Consider the following 19,024-nt stretch of genomic DNA (forward strand, 5'->3'; position numbering starts at 1 on the left):
AGGCCTGCGACGTGCGGGCCACGATGATCGCTGCCATTTGGCGAGCGAAGAATTCCGAAAGACAGATTATGACTGAATTCGAAGGCATCGTTCCTGCGATTGCCCAGGCTTTGGCGAAGCGCGGTTATGAAACGCTGACGCCGGTACAGAAAGCCATGCTCGATCCTGGCCTTGCGGGCAAGGATGCTCTCGTCTCGGCGCAGACCGGCTCGGGTAAGACGGTTGCCTTCGGCCTGGCGCTGGCGCCCGGCCTGCTCGATGGTTCGGAACGCTTCGGCCCGGCCGGTGCACCTCTGGCCCTGGCGATCGCGCCCACCCGCGAACTGGCGCTTCAGGTGCAGCGCGAGCTGGAATGGCTCTATGGCCTGACTGGCGCAACGATCGCTTCCTGCGTCGGCGGCATGGACATGCGCACGGAACGGCGCACGCTCGAACGTGGCGCCCACATCGTCGTCGGCACGCCTGGCCGTCTCTGCGATCACATCCGTCGCAACTCGCTCGATATCTCGCAATTGCGCGCAGTCGTGCTCGATGAGGCCGACGAGATGCTCGATCTCGGCTTCCGCGAGGATCTGGAATTCATTCTGGAAGCCTCGCCCTCCGAGCGCCGCACCTTGATGTTCTCCGCGACCGTGCCGCGCTCCATCGCCAAGCTCGCTGAAAACTATCAGCGCGATGCCGTTCGCATCGCCACCGCTTCCGAAGCCAAGCAGCATGTCGATATTGAATATCGGGCTCTGACCGTCGTCCCAAGCGACCGGGAAAACGCAATCATCAACGTGCTGCGCTATTACGAGGCGCGCAACGCCATCGTCTTCTGCTCGACACGCGCTGCCGTCAATCATCTGACGGCACGGTTCAACAATCGCGGCTTTTCTGTCGTCGCTCTGTCGGGCGAACTCAGCCAGAACGAGCGCACCCACGCTCTTCAGGCCATGCGCGATGGCCGTGCCCGCGTCTGCATCGCAACCGATGTCGCGGCTCGCGGCATCGATCTGCCGGGCCTGGAGCTGGTCGTCCATGCGGACTTGCCGACCAATCCGGACACGCTGCTGCATCGCAGCGGCCGCACCGGTCGCGCCGGCAACAAGGGCGTCAGCGCCCTCATCGTGCCGCTCAGCGCGCGCCGCCGCACCGAGCGCCTGCTGGAAGCAGCCCGCATTCGCGCCACCTGGGCAAAGCCGCCGTCTGCCGACGAGGTGAGCCAGCGTGACGACGAGCGTCTTCTTGCCGATCCGGTCTTCACGGCCGCGCTCGCCGAAGACGAAAAGTCCATCGTTCAGCAACTGCTGGAGCGCCACGGCGCCGAGCAGGTTGCCGCTGCGTTTCTGCGGCAGTATCGCGCCGGCCACTCCGCGCCCGAGGATTTGCAGGATGTACCGGCGGAAGGCGAGCGCAAAAAGCCTCGCCGGGATGATTTCCCGGTCACTCCCCGCGACGATGGCGCATCCGGCGGACGGAACGACTTCACCGATGGTGTCTGGGTGTCGCTCTCCGTGGGACGCAAGCAGAATGCCGAGCCGCGCTGGCTGATCCCGATGCTCTGCCGCAACGGCAACCTGACCAAGCGCGACATCGGCGCGATCAAGATGCAGCCGGAGGAAACCTTCGTCGAGCTTTCGCAGGAAAGCGCCGAGCGCTTCCTCTCCGCCATCGGTCCGGACAAGACGCTGGAGCGCGGCATCCGCGTCAAGCCGCTGGCCGGCGCGCCGGACTTTTCGCAGGCGCGGCGGGATGGGGCTTTCGAGAAAAAGAAGCCTTTCGCCGACAAGGGCCCGCGTCCGCAGGAGGGCGGCAAGCCGAAGTGGAAATCCGATCGCAAACCGGAGCGGACACAGGCCGGCGATGGCGCCGTTTCCGAGCGCTCCGACAAGAAGCCCTGGGTAAAGAAGCCAGGCAAGCCGAGCTTCACCAAGAATGACGGCCCTCCCAAGGGTGGCAAACCCAATTCACGGGCTGCTCGCAAGGGTGCGAAGTCACGGGGCGAATGAGTTCAACGCCGCGCTCGCAAGAGGGCGCGGCGTGCCCCTCCGGCGCGATCAGCCAGATTGCCCGAAAAATGACTGCTTCCCTCCGGAGGCCGGGGAACGTCACCGGCCAACGCGGCGTTCGAGCCTGCAATAGGCAAGCAATTGCGATTGCGGGACATCGAAAGTGATGCATAAATCAGGATCACGATCAGGCGGCGGCCGACGAGATTCATGAATGCGCGCCGGGATAGGGAGATGACATGATCGTTCGTTCCTGGCGGGCCGTTGCCGGCTCTGACGAGGTGCTTGCAGCCTATGCCCGGCACCTAGAGACGACCACCTTCGTGGAAATGGCAGAGCTGCCCGGTCATCTCGGCGCCACTCTCGCCCGCAGGGTGCGCGGTGAAAATAACGAGCTTGTGGTCATGAGTTTTTGGACCGACATGGCCTCGGCCAGCCATTTCGGCAAAGGCGATTTCGATGATGCGGTGGTGAAGCCAAGCACGCAGAAGCTTCTGCGCTCCTTCGACTTGAAGGTCGAATATTTCGAGACCGTAGTTTCGACCGGGATTGTCGCCGGCCATGATCGTCCGGCAAGCGGCGAGTAGATGGCGCAGAACAGCGTCATCAAGGTCGCATATACCGAAGACATCGTGCGCGATGCCGTCCGGACTTTTGTCTGGAGGCGCGGTATTGTCGGGCAGAAACGTCTATGGGTCGCAGAGGTCGCAATGATCGCCCTGCTGCTTTGGAATGGTGATCGCGGATGGGTAGCGACCATCATGTTCGCTATTATCCTTCTTCCCCCGGCCATGATCGCGGTGATGTGGATTGCCCACCATCGCAATACCGTGGGAAAGTACCGCAGGATGCGAACTCCTGACGCGACGCTGACGTTGCGTGACGAAGCGCTTGTTGTCGCGTCCGGCCTATTGGATGATATTCATCGGGCCGAACCAGTTCTTCACGCTGCCGTTGCAAGCCGTGTCGCCGGCAGACCGGGATTTTCTTAGGTCGAAGGTAGCCCGCGTATCTTAACGGCTATCGGTATCGTTTCATTCGGCAAAGAGGTTCGCGGCCATATAATCCACAAAGGCGCGAACCTTTGGAGATAGATACCGATTGGTGGGCCAGAGCACGCGAAAGGTTCCTGTGTCGGCCAGATGATCCCCCAGCAGCGAAATCAGTTTTCCTTCCGCGATCTCGGATGCCACGGCAAATGGAGGCAGACAGGCTATTCCGAATGAGCGCTCCGCGAGATAGATCAGCGGCTCCAGCGTGCTGGCAACCGTGGTCACCGGCAGGTCGAGCTTCATCTCTCCTTCGCCGCGGATCAAAGGCCAAGGTTCGAGTTTTCCTGAGTTTGCAAAGCGGTGGTGAAGGCAGCGATGCCGGAGCAGATCCCCCGGTACCTGCGGATGGCCATGGGCCTTGAGATAGTCCGGCGAGGCGACGATCTTGTGCTTGAAGGTGCCGAGCTTGCGGCTCATCAGGCGGGTGTCCCTGACCTCGCCGGTGCGGATGACGGCGTCAAACCCTTCCTCGATGACATCGACGAGCCGATCCGTGAAATCGAGGTCGAGATTGATCTCTGGATAGGCCGTCATGAAGGCCGATAATGTCGGCATCAGCAGCATGCCGGCCAGAGGAAGGCTCACACGAAGCTGTCCGCGCGGCACCGCATGCGAGCTGGAGAGCTTGGACTGCGCTTCCTCATATTCCGATTGAATGCGCCGGCATGTCTCCAGGAAAAAGCTGCCTTCTTCCGTCAGAGCCATGCTGCGGGTCGAGCGATTGAACAATCGCACGCCTAGTTCATCCTCGAGGCGGCCAATGGCTTTGCCAACGGCGGACCCTGAAATGCCGAGCCGATGTCCGGCCGCGACGAAACTCCCGACCTCGGCGACCTGGATAAAGATGCCGAGCGTTCCAAGCTTATCCATCTCTGCCTATTCCGGAATTTTTATCCGATATGTTGAGAATACAGGCTCCTTTATCCGCTATCTCCTGCCGGATATCCAGAGGCCGCCGCGGCTGAACAGCCCGAGCTTCAGATGGAGATACTCATGGAAACGAAACATATTGCCAGCTTTGCGGGTTCTCCCGCTCCCACCACCTTCATCGTCAATGTCATCCATGTTCACCCTGGAAAGCAGGAGGAGGCCTTCGCCATCATTCAGGATGTCGTGCACTATGTCGCCGAGCGAAAAGAAGGTTTTCTCTGGAGCAGCCTCGCAAAAAGCGCGGATGGTCAGACCGTCGTCAATATCGAGGCGATTCAGGATGCCGGTAATGTCGGCGAGTTCTTTTCCGATCCGCATTTCGTCGAAAAGTTCCGGAGGCTGGACACGGTTTCGAAGAGCGAATTTCACACCTATACGGTCGGCGACCTGGTGCTGCCCAAGCGCGCCTAAACAGGATGGCCGGTATTGCTTCCGAGGAATATGCCGCCCGACAGACGTTCGATGGGGAGCCCGCTCCCCATCGGACTGAATGGCGCATGGACCTGACGGCTGGATGCTGATCCAGCGAAGATCCTTCTCGCAGGACATTGCGGGGGAAAGGGCGTCATTGCAGACACTCCGCCGATATAGCAGAATATTGTCTTCGAACAGGGAGAGGATCGGACGCCAGGCCATGCTGATCGGCTCATGCCATTGCGGCAAGACAAGTTGGACCCTTAGTGGCGATCCAGGCTCGATTACCGCCTGTAACTGCACGCTCTGCCGGCGTTACGGCACCTTATGGGCCTATGACTACGAGGGAGAGCGGATTTCAGTTGGCGGGCCGACTGCGTCCTACACGCGCGCCGACGAGAAGGAGCCGTCACTCGAAATCGTGTTCTGCCCAACCTGTGCCTGCGTCTTGAGTTGGCGCGGCTTGCGGCTTCAGACGGATGGCAGACGTCGCATGGCGGTCAATCTGCGGCTTGCGCCGCCGGATCTCGTCCGTGACCTGCCCATCGACCGCTTCGATGGCCTGGACACGTTCGAAGACCTTCCTTCCGACGGAAAATGCGTGCGCGATCTCTGGTTCTGACAGGTGCTGCGTCAAGGCGAGCGCACGGCAGCATCCGCTGCCGTCGCGGACTGCTCTCAGTTTGCCAGGACCCGCGGCGAGGGGAAGGTGACTTCCACCAGCGTGCCCTCGTTCGGCGATGAATTGATCGCAAAGGTCGCGCGGTTGGCATCGACCATTGCCTTGGTCAGCGGCAGACCGAGACCGGTGCCGTCGCCGCGCTTGCGGGAATTGGTCGAGACCTGCCGGAACGGCTTCATTGCCTGTTCGAGTTCGGAGCGCGTCATGCCGACGCCGGTATCCCGGATGCGCAGAACGACGCTGCCATTGTTTTCATAGGATGTGGAAACAACGATCTGGCCGCCTGATGGCGTAAAGCGGATGGCGTTCGACAGGATGTTGAGCGCGATCTGCTTGATCGAGCGCAGGTCGGCAACGACATTCGGCACGGCCTGAGACAGCGCGGTGCGAATGATGACGCGCTGGCTGTTGGCCTGCGGCTGCACCAGCGACACGGCCTCCGTAATCGCCTCGTTGAGGCCGACGGATGCGAAATCCAGATCCATCTCGCCCGCTTCGATCTTCGAGATATCGAGCAGGTCGTTGACGATGTCGAGCACATGCCGGCCGGAGCGGCCGATATCGGTCGCATACTCGACATAGCGCGAATGGCCGATCGGTCCGAAGCGTTCCCCAGCCATCATGTCGGAGAAACCGATAATGGCGTTGAGCGGCGTGCGGATTTCATGGCTCACGCGGGCGAGAAAATCCGTCTTGTGAGCATTGGCGGTTTCGGCGGCGCGCTTGGCGTTGCGCAGCTCTTCTTCGGTCCGCTTCCATTGCGTGATGTCGCGGATCACGGCGCAGTAGCCGTTCGAGGAATTGAGCTGCCCCATGGTCATGAATAGCGGCAGGAAGCCGCCGGAGGCTTCGCGGCCGATCACTTCGCGACCGTCGTTGAGCACGCTGGCAACGCCATGGCCGGCGAGGCCGCCGAGATAATCCAGCACCGCCTTCTGGCTCTCATGCGCAAACAGCATGACGAAGGGCTTGCCGCGGATTTCCTGGTCGTCATAGTTGAAAAGCGCGCTGGCCGAGCGGTTCATCGAACGGATCTCGCCGTCCTGACCGACGATGATCACCCCATCGGTCGCTGTTTCCAGCGTCGAGCGCAGTTCTTCGATCTCAACCTGCAGCTTGCCGACCTTTTCAAGGATGCGCTCGGGGCGAGCTTCCTCGGGCACGGGTTGCGCCGGCGGGGCAGGCTGCTCGCTTTTCTCCACGGGCATCAGCGCCAGCATCAAGGCTGTGCCGTCTTCCCAGCGGATCGATTGCAGCCGCGCGGTGACCGGCACCAATACGTCGTCGGCGCGCACGACCATCATCGTACCCGGTTGTTCGGTCTTGCCTTCCAGATCGTTGCGTTGCAGCAGCGCATCCAGCCCGCCAACCTGCTCGAGATCCGTCAGGTTCTCATAGCCGGTCAGCCGCAGGAATTCCGGGTTGCCGTGGATCAGCCGGTCGCCGGCATGGATGAGGACAGCGAGCGGCAGCTGATCGACGATATCTGACGACAGCCCCGACCGCATCTTCACGCGCGGCGGAATGGCGGTATTCAGCACGTCGAGGGGATCGAAGTCCTCTTCCGGCTCTGCGGAGGCATCAGCCGTTTCGGGACGGGTAGCGGCGCTCGCTGTTTCCGTGCCGGCCGTTGCGTGTACCTCGGAAGGTTCTGCAGCGGTCTCGGAGGGGGCGGGCTCGTTTGTCGAGCCCACCTGATCCTGCTGGGCGTCGGCCTCATCGTTTCCGATTGCCGTTTCGGTCGCATCGGAGAGAATTTCGTTGGCCGCATTCGCTACCGGAGCGATATCGGCATTCTTCTCGGCCGGTTCGACCGGAGGCTGCTCGACAGGCGTTTCGGTGCGCTTGCCGAAAGGCTCGAGCTGTCGGGCAATCTCGCGAAACGCCGCCTGTTCGCTGAGCGAAAGGCTTGCCTGCGCCTGCGTCCGATGTTCATGCAGGCGGATGATCTTGTCCGTCTGCCGGCGGTTCGGCGTCTCGACAATTCGCAAGGCAGGCGGTTCCGCATTCACGACAGGAGCATTTTCCACGATTGCCTGCTCGTCGCTTGCGCTCGTGGAGGCGTCTTCCTGTTCGGGAGCTGGTTGCTCATGCGCGGTTGCTTCGGTTTCAGCGGCCTGGGTCGCCGGCTCGATATCGTGACCTTCCTCGGCATTCAGCGACAGGCCGCGCTTCATCGGGTCTTCGATAGCGTCAGCCAGACGGACGACGCCGAAGCCCCTGAAGCCGTCGAATTCGCGGCTGCGGGTATAGGTCGGCAAGGCGGCCAGATCGACAGGAACCGTCAGGCCCGTACCTTCGATCGGCCAGTAAATGGTCCGGCCCGACCATGTGTCGCGTCGTGCGAGAAGTTCGGCGATCTTGCCATCCGGATCGAGGTTCAATCGCGCGGCGACATCGGAGAAGGCGCTGCCTGCAATTTTCGCCGCATGCGGTCCGACAGCATCGGCAAACTCGCGGGACACTTCGCTGAAACGTCCGGTAGCGTCGATCTTCCATACGAAGCGAGTGGCGCGACCGTTGCGTTTGAAGACGAAGCTTTCGGCGGAATTGCCTTCGGCAGGAGCGTCTTCAGAGGGTGTTGGTTCCTGGGCGGATTCAATGCCGGCATCCGCGCCATGCCCTTCGTCAGCTACTGGAACTTCCGTCTGCGGCTCCTCAACGGGTGCAATTGCCTCTGCGGCCGCTTCGCTATGATCGTCCATCAAAGCCGGCGCGGCCACAGGCTCGCCCGCGTCGCCGGTTACCGGCGCCACATCCTGCTCTTCGTCGACACGATATTCCGGCGTCTCCTCAAGTTCTTCGATATGAGCGACGGCATCGATGACGTCGCCGAAGGGAGCTGCAATTTCTGGCTTTGCCGGTTCGTCCGCTGCGGCCGCCTCGAGTTCCGCCCGGGCTTCTTCCGCCTGCGGCTCGACTGCGGCAGGCGCTGCCTGGCTCACAGGGCCCTCCGTTGGATCGAGATGGCCGAGGACCGTCTCGACGACGAACAGCAGATGCAGCGCCGGGATTTCCGACAGCTTACCGATGGCGGCCGGCAGATAGCCGCGACCGGTAGGGATCGGCCTCTTGATCAGCCGGTCCGGCTGTGCGCCGGCCATGGTCGTCAGCATGCGCGCGGTCTGCGGCGTGATGTCGAGCATGCGGAAACGCTCGGATGCCGAGACGATCTCGCCATCGCGGCCGATGACGGCCATATGGGTATCCGGGTCGTCGAACCCGTCGATCATCCGCCTGGCGCATTCGGCAGCGGTCATCGGCTTGGACGAGACAGGCGAGGAGAACAGGATCGCCTCTTCGCCTTGCTGGATGCGGATGCGCTCGACCGCTGCGTTCACGACCGAACGCTGGAAGCCGGTGGCCATGCGGATGAGGAATGTGCGCTGCTCGCCGATGGCGCTGAGGCCGCGTGCCGTCGACTCGATCTGGCGGAAGGAAACGTCGCCGCCCTTCGGGCCTTGATCGAGGAAATCGTAGATGACGTCATAGCCGAACAGGTTGGCGCCGGCGCCGTTCGCCCACAACACGCGATCCATCCCGGCCGAAAACATGACCATGGCCTCGCCACGGGCAAAGCGTTCCCGAACGCGCGGATGCACGGCAATGTCAATGAACGGATATTGAATTGCGGGCATATTCCAACCTGTTTTGCGGGCGTAGCCGCCCCTCGTGTTTTAACGGTTTATTAATAACCGCGACCCGCATTCGGGTCCAGCGAAGGCCCCATCTTTCGGCCGGAAAGGTTAACGCGTTGTGCGGTGCAAAAACATGTTGCACTGCACAAAACTTTATATTATATAAGCCTCACACAGGTTCACGAAGGGTGCCTCCGAGAGGACCCGCATAGGAGCGTAATCATGGCTACTGTAAAGAAAGACGACGTTTTTTCAACGGCTGCATTCGATCCGTCCAAGTTCTCCGAATCCTTCCGCGATTTCGCCGAAAAGGGCGCAACGCAGTCCAAGGAAGCCTTCGCCAAGCTGAAGACCGCCACCGAGGAAGCCGGCAAGACGGTTGAAGCAACCGTCCAGACCGCACAGGCTGGTTCCGTCGAGATCGGCCTCAAGGCCATCGACGTTCTGCGCACCAATGCCGAAAGCTCGCTGGCGCACATGGAAGCCCTGCTTCGCGTCAAGTCGGTTGCCGAGCTTTTCGAACTTCAGACCGCTTTCATCCGCAAGCAGGCCGAAGTTACCGTAGAGCAGGCCAAGTCCATTCAGGAAACCACGAAGAAGGTTGCTGAAAAGCTGGCAAAGCCGGCCAAGGACGCTGCTGAAAAGGCAATGTCCTCCTTCAAGGCCTAATTGCTTTCCGTAAGCCTCCCAAGGCATGAATGCCCCGCCCGAGGTCAAAAGCCTGGGGCGGGACTTTTCGTTGGAGTATTCCCAGGAAAGGCGCGGAGCGGTTTTCCGCCCGGAATGCCTCAGGAAACACTCTGTAAGCGAGGGATCTGTGCACCTCGATCAGTATCCGGCGACGCATCGTCGTTTGGATATCTGCACAGCTTTTTCATATTGCGGGGAGATAGGACTTGAAATAATTTCAAAGTCCTCGTATGTCACCCCCGTTCGCGGCGACGCGAGCATGTGCGGTTGTAGCTCAGTTGGTTAGAGCGCAGGTTTGTGGCACCTGAGGTCGGAGGTTCGAGACCCCCCAACCGTACCATTCTTTCCCAAAGCCTATCGAAAGCCGTATGTGCGCCCTTGGCGGGCAGCGGTTATTTCTTGTCTTCCGGTTTCTTTGCCACGCGTCCGGGTGAAATCGGGTCGCTTGCCGGAAAGGTCTCTTCCAGCGCTTCCTCCAGATAGTCGTCCTGTTCCTTGCGCTCTTTCTCGTCGAGCTTCTGCTGCTTTTTGTCGTTCATCGCTTTGGCTCCCTGATACCTACTGGAAATACTAGGCCCCGCGCGCTCTTTGTCCAGCATCGCAGACGACTTGGGAGAGTGGGCGAGGGCGAATGACGGCCCGTCTTGCCCTCATGCCGGAATTGGCTTGGAACAGTGCCGGCTGTCCATCGTTCTGTTCCTATCCGCAACGAGACGAAAGGAGCGAGCCATGTCCGTACCGAACGAGCCGATCCCAGAGTCGCCTCCGATACCGGAGCCGGGCTGGACGCCGAAGCCGCCGATCGAGGAGCCGGATCCGGATAGGCTGCCGGACGAAATTCCCATCCCCAATCCGGACGAGAACGAGGAGCCGCCGAAACAGGCGATTATACTCTTACCCTGATGATTCTGATCTTTTCGGCTGGGCTGGAGTGATGCTGGTTGTGCAATCGAAAAGCTTGCTATTTCCTCTTGTGACGCTTGAGCAAAAAGCTCATCTTTTTCGCAAACAAGGGGGATTGGATGCGGTTTCGAACGTTGGGCACAATGGGTATTGCCTTGACGATGTGTTCGTCGTCGACTGAAGCAACTGACATGGATAAGTTTCTGGAGAAAACGGCAGGAAAGCTCGATGTATCGAGCGAGCCGGTCATGGCTAACGGCATGCTGATGGGATGCCAAATTGCCTTTGACGGGATTATCGAGGACACGACGACCGCAGAACATAAATATTTGAAAGTCGGCGGATCGGTCGGCATGTTTGCCGGCGAAGGCCCTCAGAAGCATGTTGGTGCATTCATTCGGTTGATTGTCTTGTCCATTAACAAGTCCACCGGAAAGATGCGGCCATCACGGCCCTCGAGAGTTTTTCTTGTTGATTCTACATTCAACACCAATTTGGCAAGTTTGGTTAAGGCATCTCCAGCGGAAGCGCCCGGTGGATTGGATGCTGTTTTTCCAATGTCGCCGAGCGGGGAAATTCTACTGGATGCCATCAAGCGCAGAAAGTTGGTTGTCGCGTTCAATCAAAATAATGGAAAGGGTGATATACAGTTGCCCATAGAGCTCGGCGTCACGGATGACCTTGACCGACGCGTGAAAGGTCTTGAAACTGCTATCGAATTCTCACAATGCACATCTACTATGTTGAACCAAGTGCGGGCACGATAGCTGAGAAACATCCACAGTCTGTGTCGGTGGTTCTCGCCGTAATTACAAAAACATCCGCCGCTCTTCGCTCACTAGCTCCTGCAGGAAATCCGCGACGGTGCGGACGCGTACCAGGTCGCGGGCGCTTTCGTGATAGGTGGTCCAGTAGGCGCGCTTGATGGAGACATCAGGCAGGATGCGGGTCAGTTCCGGAAACTGTCGGGCGATATAATCGTGCAGAATGCCGATGCCGGCGCCGGAGCGCACCGCTTCCGTCTGGCCGATGGCTGTCGATATCTCGAAGGCTGCGTCCCAGCTGCGCATGATCTCGCCTGAAAAATTCAGCGAGGCGGTAAAAATGAGATCTTCGACATAGCCGATGCGCGGATGCAGCTTTAGCGCCTCGACGCTGTCGGGCAGTCCTGCCCGTTCCAGATAGGCCTTCGAGGCATAGAGCCCGAGCGTATAGTCCGTCAGCTTGGACGAGACTAGCCGACCCTGCTCGGGGCGCTCCAGCGTGATGGCGATATCGGCCTCGCGCTGCGAGAGCGAGAAGGAGCGGGGAACGGGCACGAGCTGGATGCGCAGTTCCGGATAGCGGGCGATCAGCCGCCCAAGCCTTGGCGCAAGGAAGGAGACGCCGAACCCGTCGGGCGCTCCGATGCGGACAGTTCCGGTAATGGCGCTGTCGAGATGACCGACGCTTGCCTGCGCACGCAGCATTTCGGTTTCCATGCGCTCCGCCGCATGCAGGAAGATCTCGCCTTCCGCCGTCAGATCGCAGCCATTGGTGCGGCGCACGAGCAACCGCGTCTTCAGCCGCTCTTCGAGCGTCGTCACCCGCCGAGAGAGGGTGGCGTGGTTCACACCGAGCCGCTTCGAAGCGGCGAGGATTTGCCCGGTGCGCGCCACGGCGAGAAACATGCGGACATCGTCCCAATCCATTTGCACATCCAGGACTTTAATTTTTGCACAACGGTTGCTTATAACAGCTCATTGATTTGTGCAAATTGAAGTGCCATCCTGTCATCATCCAAGAAAACGAGGAGGCACATCCATGCGTGAGATCGGTCATTTCATCGGCGGCAAGCAGGTCGCCGGCAAGAGCGGACGCACCAGCAACGTCTATAATCCGGCAACCGGCGAAGTCCAGGCGACCGTCGCGCTCGCAAGCGTCGAGGAACTTCGCGCCGCCGTCGAGAATGCCAAGGCCGCGCAGCCGAAATGGGCCGCCACCAATCCGCAGCGCCGCGCCCGCGTTTTCTTCAAGTTCGTTGAACTTCTGAACCAGAACATGGATGAGCTGGCTGTCCTCCTCTCCTCGGAGCACGGCAAGACGGTTGAGGATTCCAAGGGCGATATCATCCGCGGCCTCGAAGTCTGCGAATTCGTCTGCGGCATCCCGCATCTGCAGAAGGGTGAATTCACCGAAGGCGCCGGCCCTTCGATCGATATGTACTCCATCCGTCAGCCTGTTGGCGTCGGCGCAGGCATCACGCCGTTCAACTTCCCGGGCATGATCCCGATGTGGATGTTTGCACCGGCGATCGCCTGCGGCAATGCCTTCATCCTGAAGCCGTCCGAGCGTGATCCGTCCCTGCCGATCCGCCTGGCCGAACTCATGATCGAAGCCGGCCTGCCTGCCGGCATCCTCAATGTCGTCAATGGCGACAAGGCTGCCGTCGACGCGATCCTGACCGATCCGGATATTGCTGCCGTTTCCTTCGTCGGCTCAACGCCGATCGCCCGCTACGTCTATGGCACGGCTGCCATGAACGGCAAGCGCGCCCAGTGCTTCGGCGGCGCCAAGAACCACATGATCATCATGCCCGACGCCGATATGGATCAGGCCGTCAACGCCCTGATGGGCGCCGGTTACGGCTCGGCCGGCGAGCGCTGCATGGCGGTTTCCGTCGCGGTTCCGGTCGGCGAAGACACGGCCAACCGCCTCGTCGAAAAGCTGGTGCCGAAGATCGAATCCCTGCGCATCGGCCCCTACACCGACGACAAGGCCGACATGGGCCCGCTCGTCACCAAGGACGCTTATAACCGCGTCAACGGCCTGATCGACCGCGGTGTCGAGGAAGGCGCCAAGCTGGTCGTCGACGGCCGTGGCTTCAAGTTGCAGGGCTATGAGGACGGATATTTCGTCGGCGGCACGCTGTTCGACCACGTCACGCCGGATATGGATATCTACAAGACCGAGATCTTCGGACCGGTTCTCTCGGTCGTTCGCGCCAAGAACTATGAGGACGCTCTCGAGCTGCCGATGAAGCACGAATACGGCAACGGCGTCGCCATCTACACCCGCGACGGCGATGCAGCCCGCGATTTCGCCTCGCGCATCAATATCGGCATGATCGGCGTCAACGTTCCGATCCCGGTTCCGCTCGCTTACCACTCCTTCGGCGGCTGGAAGGCTTCCAGCTTCGGCGACCTCAACCAGCACGGCACGGACTCGATCAAGTTCTGGACGCGCACCAAGACGATCACGGCCCGTTGGCCGTCCGGCATCAAGGATGGCGCCGAGTTCGTCATGCCGACGATGAAATAAGCATCGGCGTTGCCGCCAATATCGACCGCCGTCCGATGAGTTTCGGACGGCGGTTTTTTGTTGCGTCTGTTTTCGATAGAGTGATCTTGTCTAAGTCGTCGTTTTCGACTAGAACAAAGCGAGAACAACGGGAGGACCAGTATGTCCGCGACCTACCAGATCGACTATCTCGAATTTCCGTCGAAAGACGGCCTGAAAACTCGGCGCTTCTTCGAGGAGGCCTTCGATTGGAGTTTTGTCAGCTACGGGCCGACCTATCACGTGATCGAGGCCGCCGGCATCGATGCCGGTATTGACGGAGATGCCGGTGAGGCTGCAGGAACGCCTTTGCCCGTGGTGCGTACCTCCGATCTTGAGGCAGCCCAGCGCGCAGTCGAGTTTGCAGGTGGCGTCATAACCCGTCCCGCTTTCGATTTTCCGGGCGGACGGCGCTTTCATTTCCGTGAGCCGGGCGGCTGCGAAATGGCGGTTTGGATCGCGGTTCCCTAAGCGCAAATGCCGGTCTGGCATTCGCTTGCCGATCTTGGGCTTATGTCCCTCGCATTGCTGAGATCTTTTCCATTGATGGGCAGGGTTTTTCCTGCTTTCTAATGCAACGGTAAGGCGAGCGATGTGCCGCGGGGCACATCTCGTGGCGGCTCTCGTTCTTGTAGGCCGCACCCGGGGCAGGCTCGTCCTCTTGTGGGGTAGAGGACTACATATGGCAGCGATCGAACAAGACTATCCGGCGGATGGAAGCCGCTTTTTCCAGCGGGCTTCCTTCACCGGCAATGCTTCGGAATATTTTGGTATCTGGATCGTCAACATCCTGCTGACGATCGTCACCCTGGGCATTTATTCGGCCTGGGCGAAGGTAAGGCGCAATCGGTATTTCTATGGGAATACGGTCCTTCTGGACCACAGTTTCGAATATCACGCCAAGGGCAAGCAGATCCTCATCGGCCGGCTGATCGTGTTCGGCTTTCTCGTTGTCGTGAATATCCTGTCCCATCTGGCGCCTCTGGCATTGCTGGCGATCTGGCCCATCATGCTGGTGATATTCCCTTGGTTCCTGATGCGCGGCCTCAGGTTCAACGCGCGGGTTACGAGCTATCGCAATGTGCGCTTCGATTTCGTAGGCACCTATGGCGGTGCGTTTAAGGCCATCTTCCTCGGTGCCCTGGTGACGGTGGTTTCGGTCGGGCTTCTGTCTCCGATCGCCAGCCGCTGGCTCTATAAGTATATCTTCGACAACCTTCGCTATGGCGATCGGCCTTTCGCGACTGAACCGAGGTTGGGTGCGCTTTACGAGGCATTCATCACGGCAATTGCGATCATGCTTGCGGCGGTCGTGGTCCTCGGGCTTTTGAGTGTTGTCATGATCGGTTTCGGCAGCAATTCGATGGGGCCGGGAATGGGCAGCATCAGCCTGTGGCATTGGATGATTGTGCTCATTTTCCCGATTTATATACTGACCGGCCTCTATTACCACGCCGCGGTGCGCAACATCATTTGGTCGGCCGCAACGGTCGATCGCCGCCACCAACTCAGAAGCGATCTCGGTCGCCGACGTTATGCCTGGATTGCGATTTCGAACGTAATCGTCACTCTGGTAACCTTCGGGTTGATGCGTCCCTGGGCGGCGGTGCGCATGCAGCGTTTTCTCACCGAGCATACTGCGATCCACGTCGACGGGGAGATCGGCGTCGTCTTCGATCAGATCCGCTCGACCGGCAGCGCCATCAGCGCGGAATATCTGGATGTCGATGGGTTCGACTTTGGTTTCTGATCACAAAACGATTGCGACGGGTGTCTGGCACCCGCCGCATTCGAACCGCGAGGTTCCCGCACGACTCGTTGATATCGGCGGTTCGCTGATCGTGGTGTCGATCGAGGAAGGCGAGGAGGACAGGCGGCTCGTGTGGGGTATCCGCTCGGATATCGAGATCAGCCCGCGCGTCGGCTCCATCCCGCGCCGTATCGTGTTTGGCAATGAATCCCTGTTCGAAACCCGCGATAACGACGCCATCGATACCTATTTGCGCGGCCGAGGCGAAGGGCGCAGCGGCCTCATTCACGGTCTTGAGATCGTGCGTCCCCGGTTGATCGGTTTCGCGCTGGCGGTTGTCGTCCTCGCCTCCGTCATCTATCGCTATGCCTTGCCTGCTCTGGTGGAAGTAGCCGTGTTGGTGACGCCGCCGGTGGTGCCGGAAATGATGTCGGCAGGAACGTTGAAGACGCTCGATCAGGTGACCTTCGGCCCCAGCAAGTTGCCCGAGGCGGAGCAGACGGCGATCCGAGATGATTTCGCCAGGATAGCCGCGAATGCACAGGGTGGCGCGAGCCGCTATCATCTGAATTTCCGCGATGGCGGCCTTATCGGTCCCAATGCCTTCGCTTTGCCGGACGGCAATCTTGTTCTCACCGATCAGCTTGTCGCGCTCGCCGGAAGCGACAAAGAGATGATTACCGCCGTGCTGGGCCACGAGATCGGCCACGTCGAATACAAGCACAGCCTCCGTCAACTCTATACCGCAGCGGGTGTTGCCGGTCTCGTGCTTCTGATCGCCGGCGATGTCGGCTCCGGCGTCCAGGATATATTGACGCAAGGCGGTGGCCTTCTCGCGCTTTCCTACTCCCGGCAAGCGGAGGCGCAGGCCGATCGCCGCTCGGTGGAGCTGATGCTGACTGCCGGCAAAGACCCGGCGGCACTGTCGCGCTTCTTTGATCTGCTCGAGACGAAACTGGACGATCACGGCAAAACCAGCATGCTCTCGACCCATCCAGGCACGCCCGAGCGTAAGCAGGCGATACTGGACTATGTCAGGGAGCTGAGAGCCAAGGGAGATCAGCCGAGCGGTTAGGGAGCGTGCGGTGCCCGCGATAAGCTGAATATTAATTTCATATTTTGGAATTGTTCAAAACTAAGAAAGCCACTATATACGGTTTTACCCCTAGGCGGCCTTGATTCCAGGAGATCGGCATGCGTTTGACGAAACAGACAAATTACGCAGTGCGCATGTTGATGTATTGCGCCGCCAATGACGGCCATCTGAGCCGTATCCCGGAAATTGCCCGGGCATACAGCGTATCGGAGCTGTTCCTGTTCAAGATCCTGCAGCCGCTGACCAAGGCCGGCCTTGTCGAAACCGTTCGCGGCCGCAATGGCGGCGTGCGCCTCGGAAGAGCTGCGACCGCGATCAGCCTTTTTGACGTTGTTCGCGTGACCGAGGATAGTTTCGCCATGGCGGAATGTTTCGAGGACGGCGTTGTCGAATGCCCGCTGGTGGACAGCTGTGGCCTCAATTCGGCGCTGCGCAAAGCGCTGAACGCCTTCTTCGACGTTTTGACGGAGTATTCCATCGACGATCTCGTCAAGGCGCGTCCGCAGATCAATTTCCTGCTTGGCCTCACCGACGAGGATCACCGGGCGATCGCCAAGAAGCCGCCGGTCACTGCTCCCGCAGCCTGATTCTGCTTCGAGTTGCATCGTGTTTTCCATCCGTGGTTGCCACCGGCAGCCGCGGATTTTTGTTTTTATGGCCTCGTATCGGAGCTTTGGATGATCCGCGGATCGAAGGGAGAAAGCGTTAAATCGTCCTGAATCTGATAAAATCACGCAAAAATCTGGCAGAAAATTACCAATTCAGAGGTTTTTTCGTCCGAAAATTTCCAAACTCGACAAATTGGAAAAAATTTAGGCGGGGCTTGTTGCTTTCAAACTTAAAATAAAGTTCCATCGGCGCGATCCGAATGGGAACCTCTGGGGTGTCCACGGTTTCAAAAGAATAACAAATCTGGGAAACGATATCATGAAAAAGATTTCTGCCCTGCTGGCAGTGACAGCCCTGGCTTCGGTCATGGCAACGTCCGCCTGGTCGAAAACACTTGTCTATTGCTCGGAAAGCTCGCCGGAAGGCTTTGATCCGGGACTGTATACCGGAGGCAATACTTTCGACGCCTCCTCGCGTACCGTTTACAGCCGTCTCGTCGAATTCAAGCACGGCAGCACCGAGGTCGAGCCGGGCCTCGCAGAGAGCTGGACCGTTTCCCCCGACGGCAAGGAATACACCTTCAAGCTCCGCAAGGGCGTGAAGTTCCAGTCGAGCGATTATTTCACGCCGACGCGTGATCTCAACGCCGATGACGTCATCTTCTCGATCGGCCGTCAGCTCAACTCGGACAATCCGTGGGCAAAGTACGTTGCCGGCGGCTCTTACGAATATGCTGAAGGCATGGGCTTCCCGAAGCTCATCAAGTCGATCGACAAGGTTGACGACCTCACCGTCAAGTTCGTCCTGAACCGTCCGGAAGCCCCGTTCATCGCCGACCTGGCAATGGACTTCGCTTCGATCCTCTCGAAGGAATATGCAGACAAGCTGCAGGCCGACAAGAAGATGGAGCAGATGAACCAGCAGCCGCTCGGCACTGGCCCGTTCGCCTTCGTCGCCTATCAGCCGGATGCCGTCATCCGCTACAAGGCAAACGACACCTACTTCAAGGGCAAGGAAAAGATCGACGATCTCGTCTTTGCAATCACGCCGGACGCATCCGTTCGTGCGCAGAAGCTGAAGTCCGGCGAATGCAACATCATGCCGTACCCGAACGCAGCTGACATCAAGGACCTCAAGGCCGACAAGAACCTCAAGGTTCTCGAACAGGCCGGCCTGAACGTGTCCTACCTCGCCTACAACACGCTGGTTGCTCCGTTCGACAAGGTCGAAGTGCGCAAGGCGATCAACATGGCCGTCAACAAGCAGGCCATCGTCGACGCCGTCTTCCAGGGCTCGGCCAAGGTTGCGACGAACCCGATCCCGCCGACCATGTGGTCCTACAACAAGGAAGTGAAGGACGACGCCTTCAATCCGGAAGAAGCCAAGAAGCTGCTTGAAAAGGCTGGCGTCAAGGATCTCAGCATGAAGATCTGGGCGATGCCGGTTTCGCGTCCGTACATGCTGAACGCGCGCCGCGCTGCCGAACTGATGCAGGCAGACCTGGCCAAGATCGGCGTCAAGGTCGAGATCGTCACCTATGACTGGGCGCAGTACCTGAAGCTCTCCTCCGCCAAGGACCGCGACGGTGCGGCCATCCTCGGCTGGACCGGCGACAACGGCGACCCGGACAACTTCCTTGACACGCTGCTCGGTTGCGACGCTGTCGGCGGCAACAACCGCGCGCAGTGGTGCAACAAGGAATTCGACGCTGTAGTGAAGAAGGCCAAGCAGACAGCTGACGTCAAGGAGCGTACCAAGCTCTACGAAGAAGCCCAGGTTATCTTCAAGCGCGAAGCACCATGGATGACCATCGACCATTCGGAAGAGTTCATCCCGATGACGAAGAATGTCTCCGGCTACCATCAGGATCCGGTTGGCGTTCACCGCTTCGACGGCGTCGATATCGCCGAATAACGAAAAATCTGTGAGAATGCCCGGCTAGGACCGGGCG

18 protein-coding genes and 1 tRNA gene are annotated in these 19,024 nt (G+C 59.6%); 15 read left to right on the top strand and 4 right to left on the bottom strand.

All coding sequences use genetic code 11. The annotated features are described in order from the left end of the window. Positions 1-68 precede the first annotated feature (68 nt). From ACIQJ2_RS15360 to ACIQJ2_RS15370, 3 genes are all read left to right on the top strand, one after another. Complete coding sequence (locus tag ACIQJ2_RS15360) at positions 69-1,991, top strand: DEAD/DEAH box helicase (RefSeq protein WP_400676037.1); 1,923 nt, start codon at positions 69-71, stop codon at positions 1,989-1,991. Positions 1,992-2,230: 239 nt separating this feature from the next. After that, entirely contained in the window at positions 2,231-2,578 is a 348-nt protein-coding gene (locus tag ACIQJ2_RS15365) for a hypothetical protein (protein ID WP_400676035.1), read from the top strand. 328 nt (positions 2,579-2,906) lie between these two features. Next, on the top strand, positions 2,907-3,008 hold the full coding sequence (locus ACIQJ2_RS15370; protein WP_400676127.1) for a hypothetical protein: 102 nt from the start codon (positions 2,907-2,909) through the stop codon (positions 3,006-3,008). Between the two features lie 17 nt (positions 3,009-3,025). Here the strand turns inward: ACIQJ2_RS15370 and ACIQJ2_RS15375 are convergent, their stop codons facing one another. After that, entirely contained in the window at positions 3,026-3,913 is an 888-nt protein-coding gene (locus tag ACIQJ2_RS15375; RefSeq protein WP_400676033.1) for a LysR family transcriptional regulator, read from the bottom strand. A 123-nt stretch (positions 3,914-4,036) separates the two neighbouring features. On the opposite strand from ACIQJ2_RS15375, the gene ACIQJ2_RS15380 reads away from it, so the two are divergent. Both ACIQJ2_RS15380 and ACIQJ2_RS15385 read left to right on the top strand, forming a co-directional pair. After that, positions 4,037-4,384 (top strand): antibiotic biosynthesis monooxygenase, encoded by a 348-nt coding sequence (locus ACIQJ2_RS15380; RefSeq protein ID WP_400676031.1) that lies wholly within the window; start codon positions 4,037-4,039, stop codon positions 4,382-4,384. Positions 4,385-4,607: 223 nt separating this feature from the next. Further along, entirely contained in the window at positions 4,608-5,009 is a 402-nt protein-coding gene (locus ACIQJ2_RS15385; protein WP_400676030.1) for a GFA family protein, read from the top strand. Positions 5,010-5,065: 56 nt separating this feature from the next. Here ACIQJ2_RS15385 and ACIQJ2_RS15390 read toward each other — a convergent pair whose 3' ends face one another. Further along, positions 5,066-8,707, bottom strand: coding sequence for an ATP-binding protein (locus ACIQJ2_RS15390; protein WP_400676028.1), 3,642 nt, complete (start codon positions 8,705-8,707; stop codon positions 5,066-5,068). A 222-nt stretch (positions 8,708-8,929) separates the two neighbouring features. Here ACIQJ2_RS15390 and ACIQJ2_RS15395 point away from each other — a divergent pair, with 222 nt between their 5' ends. Together ACIQJ2_RS15395 and ACIQJ2_RS15400 are read left to right on the top strand one after the other, a co-directional pair. Further along, positions 8,930-9,376: a phasin gene (locus ACIQJ2_RS15395; protein ID WP_199094763.1), complete on the top strand. Its 447-nt coding sequence runs from the start codon at positions 8,930-8,932 to the stop codon at positions 9,374-9,376. Positions 9,377-9,660: 284 nt separating this feature from the next. Further along, positions 9,661-9,737 (top strand) — tRNA-His (locus tag ACIQJ2_RS15400). Positions 9,738-9,789: 52 nt separating this feature from the next. Here ACIQJ2_RS15400 and ACIQJ2_RS15405 read toward each other — a convergent pair. Further along, entirely contained in the window at positions 9,790-9,936 is a 147-nt protein-coding gene (locus ACIQJ2_RS15405) for a hypothetical protein (protein ID WP_400676026.1), read from the bottom strand. 190 nt (positions 9,937-10,126) lie between these two features. On the opposite strand from ACIQJ2_RS15405, the gene ACIQJ2_RS15410 reads away from it, so the two are divergent. Next, positions 10,127-10,300, top strand: a complete 174-nt coding sequence (locus ACIQJ2_RS15410) for a hypothetical protein (RefSeq protein ID WP_400676024.1) — start codon at positions 10,127-10,129, stop codon at positions 10,298-10,300. Positions 10,301-10,491: 191 nt separating this feature from the next. Then, positions 10,492-11,067, top strand: coding sequence for a hypothetical protein (locus tag ACIQJ2_RS15415; RefSeq protein ID WP_199148635.1), 576 nt, complete (start codon positions 10,492-10,494; stop codon positions 11,065-11,067). Positions 11,068-11,109: 42 nt separating this feature from the next. Here the strand turns inward: ACIQJ2_RS15415 and ACIQJ2_RS15420 are convergent, their stop codons facing one another. After that, a complete protein-coding gene (locus ACIQJ2_RS15420; protein WP_400676022.1) occupies positions 11,110-11,991 on the bottom strand; it encodes a LysR family transcriptional regulator in 882 nt (293 codons plus the stop codon). 112 nt (positions 11,992-12,103) lie between these two features. Between ACIQJ2_RS15420 and ACIQJ2_RS15425 the strand changes: the two genes are divergently transcribed. From ACIQJ2_RS15425 to ACIQJ2_RS15450, 6 genes are all read left to right on the top strand, one after another. Further along, complete coding sequence (locus tag ACIQJ2_RS15425; RefSeq protein ID WP_199148637.1) at positions 12,104-13,600, top strand: CoA-acylating methylmalonate-semialdehyde dehydrogenase; 1,497 nt, start codon at positions 12,104-12,106, stop codon at positions 13,598-13,600. Between the two features lie 141 nt (positions 13,601-13,741). Further along, complete coding sequence (locus ACIQJ2_RS15430) at positions 13,742-14,089, top strand: VOC family protein (RefSeq protein WP_199148638.1); 348 nt, start codon at positions 13,742-13,744, stop codon at positions 14,087-14,089. Between the two features lie 211 nt (positions 14,090-14,300). After that, positions 14,301-15,368, top strand: coding sequence for a YjgN family protein (locus tag ACIQJ2_RS15435; protein ID WP_400676019.1), 1,068 nt, complete (start codon positions 14,301-14,303; stop codon positions 15,366-15,368). Beyond that, a complete protein-coding gene (locus tag ACIQJ2_RS15440; protein ID WP_400676018.1) occupies positions 15,340-16,443 on the top strand; it encodes a M48 family metallopeptidase in 1,104 nt (367 codons plus the stop codon). The genes ACIQJ2_RS15435 and ACIQJ2_RS15440 overlap by 29 nt, the downstream gene beginning before the upstream one ends. 119 nt (positions 16,444-16,562) lie before the next feature. After that, positions 16,563-17,051, top strand: a complete 489-nt coding sequence (gene rirA / locus ACIQJ2_RS15445) for an iron-responsive transcriptional regulator RirA (RefSeq protein WP_199148641.1) — start codon at positions 16,563-16,565, stop codon at positions 17,049-17,051. A 340-nt stretch (positions 17,052-17,391) separates the two neighbouring features. Further along, positions 17,392-18,987 (top strand): ABC transporter substrate-binding protein, encoded by a 1,596-nt coding sequence (locus ACIQJ2_RS15450; protein WP_199148642.1) that lies wholly within the window; start codon positions 17,392-17,394, stop codon positions 18,985-18,987. Positions 18,988-19,024 lie beyond the last annotated feature (37 nt).

Origin of the sequence: Rhizobium sp. NPDC092011, assembly GCF_044756305.1 — a bacterium.
Classification (GTDB): domain Bacteria; phylum Pseudomonadota; class Alphaproteobacteria; order Rhizobiales; family Rhizobiaceae; genus Rhizobium.

Excerpts from the sequence above, each read along its gene's own strand:
- ACIQJ2_RS15360 (WP_400676037.1), top strand. The coding sequence starts at position 69 with ATGACTGAATTCGAAGGCATCGTTCCTGCGATTGCCCAGGCTTTGGCG.
- ACIQJ2_RS15365 (WP_400676035.1), top strand. The coding sequence starts at position 2,231 with ATGATCGTTCGTTCCTGGCGGGCCGTTGCCGGCTCTGACGAGGTGCTT.
- ACIQJ2_RS15370 (WP_400676127.1), top strand. The coding sequence starts at position 2,907 with ATGATATTCATCGGGCCGAACCAGTTCTTCACGCTGCCGTTGCAAGCC.
- ACIQJ2_RS15375 (WP_400676033.1), bottom strand. The coding sequence starts at position 3,913 with ATGGATAAGCTTGGAACGCTCGGCATCTTTATCCAGGTCGCCGAGGTC.
- ACIQJ2_RS15380 (WP_400676031.1), top strand. The coding sequence starts at position 4,037 with ATGGAAACGAAACATATTGCCAGCTTTGCGGGTTCTCCCGCTCCCACC.
- ACIQJ2_RS15385 (WP_400676030.1), top strand. The coding sequence starts at position 4,608 with ATGCTGATCGGCTCATGCCATTGCGGCAAGACAAGTTGGACCCTTAGT.
- ACIQJ2_RS15390 (WP_400676028.1), bottom strand. The coding sequence starts at position 8,707 with ATGCCCGCAATTCAATATCCGTTCATTGACATTGCCGTGCATCCGCGC.
- ACIQJ2_RS15395 (WP_199094763.1), top strand. The coding sequence starts at position 8,930 with ATGGCTACTGTAAAGAAAGACGACGTTTTTTCAACGGCTGCATTCGAT.
- ACIQJ2_RS15405 (WP_400676026.1), bottom strand. The coding sequence starts at position 9,936 with ATGAACGACAAAAAGCAGCAGAAGCTCGACGAGAAAGAGCGCAAGGAA.
- ACIQJ2_RS15410 (WP_400676024.1), top strand. The coding sequence starts at position 10,127 with ATGTCCGTACCGAACGAGCCGATCCCAGAGTCGCCTCCGATACCGGAG.
- ACIQJ2_RS15415 (WP_199148635.1), top strand. The coding sequence starts at position 10,492 with ATGGATAAGTTTCTGGAGAAAACGGCAGGAAAGCTCGATGTATCGAGC.
- ACIQJ2_RS15420 (WP_400676022.1), bottom strand. The coding sequence starts at position 11,991 with ATGGATTGGGACGATGTCCGCATGTTTCTCGCCGTGGCGCGCACCGGG.
- ACIQJ2_RS15425 (WP_199148637.1), top strand. The coding sequence starts at position 12,104 with ATGCGTGAGATCGGTCATTTCATCGGCGGCAAGCAGGTCGCCGGCAAG.
- ACIQJ2_RS15430 (WP_199148638.1), top strand. The coding sequence starts at position 13,742 with ATGTCCGCGACCTACCAGATCGACTATCTCGAATTTCCGTCGAAAGAC.
- ACIQJ2_RS15435 (WP_400676019.1), top strand. The coding sequence starts at position 14,301 with ATGGCAGCGATCGAACAAGACTATCCGGCGGATGGAAGCCGCTTTTTC.
- ACIQJ2_RS15440 (WP_400676018.1), top strand. The coding sequence starts at position 15,340 with ATGTCGATGGGTTCGACTTTGGTTTCTGATCACAAAACGATTGCGACG.
- rirA (WP_199148641.1), top strand. The coding sequence starts at position 16,563 with ATGCGTTTGACGAAACAGACAAATTACGCAGTGCGCATGTTGATGTAT.
- ACIQJ2_RS15450 (WP_199148642.1), top strand. The coding sequence starts at position 17,392 with ATGAAAAAGATTTCTGCCCTGCTGGCAGTGACAGCCCTGGCTTCGGTC.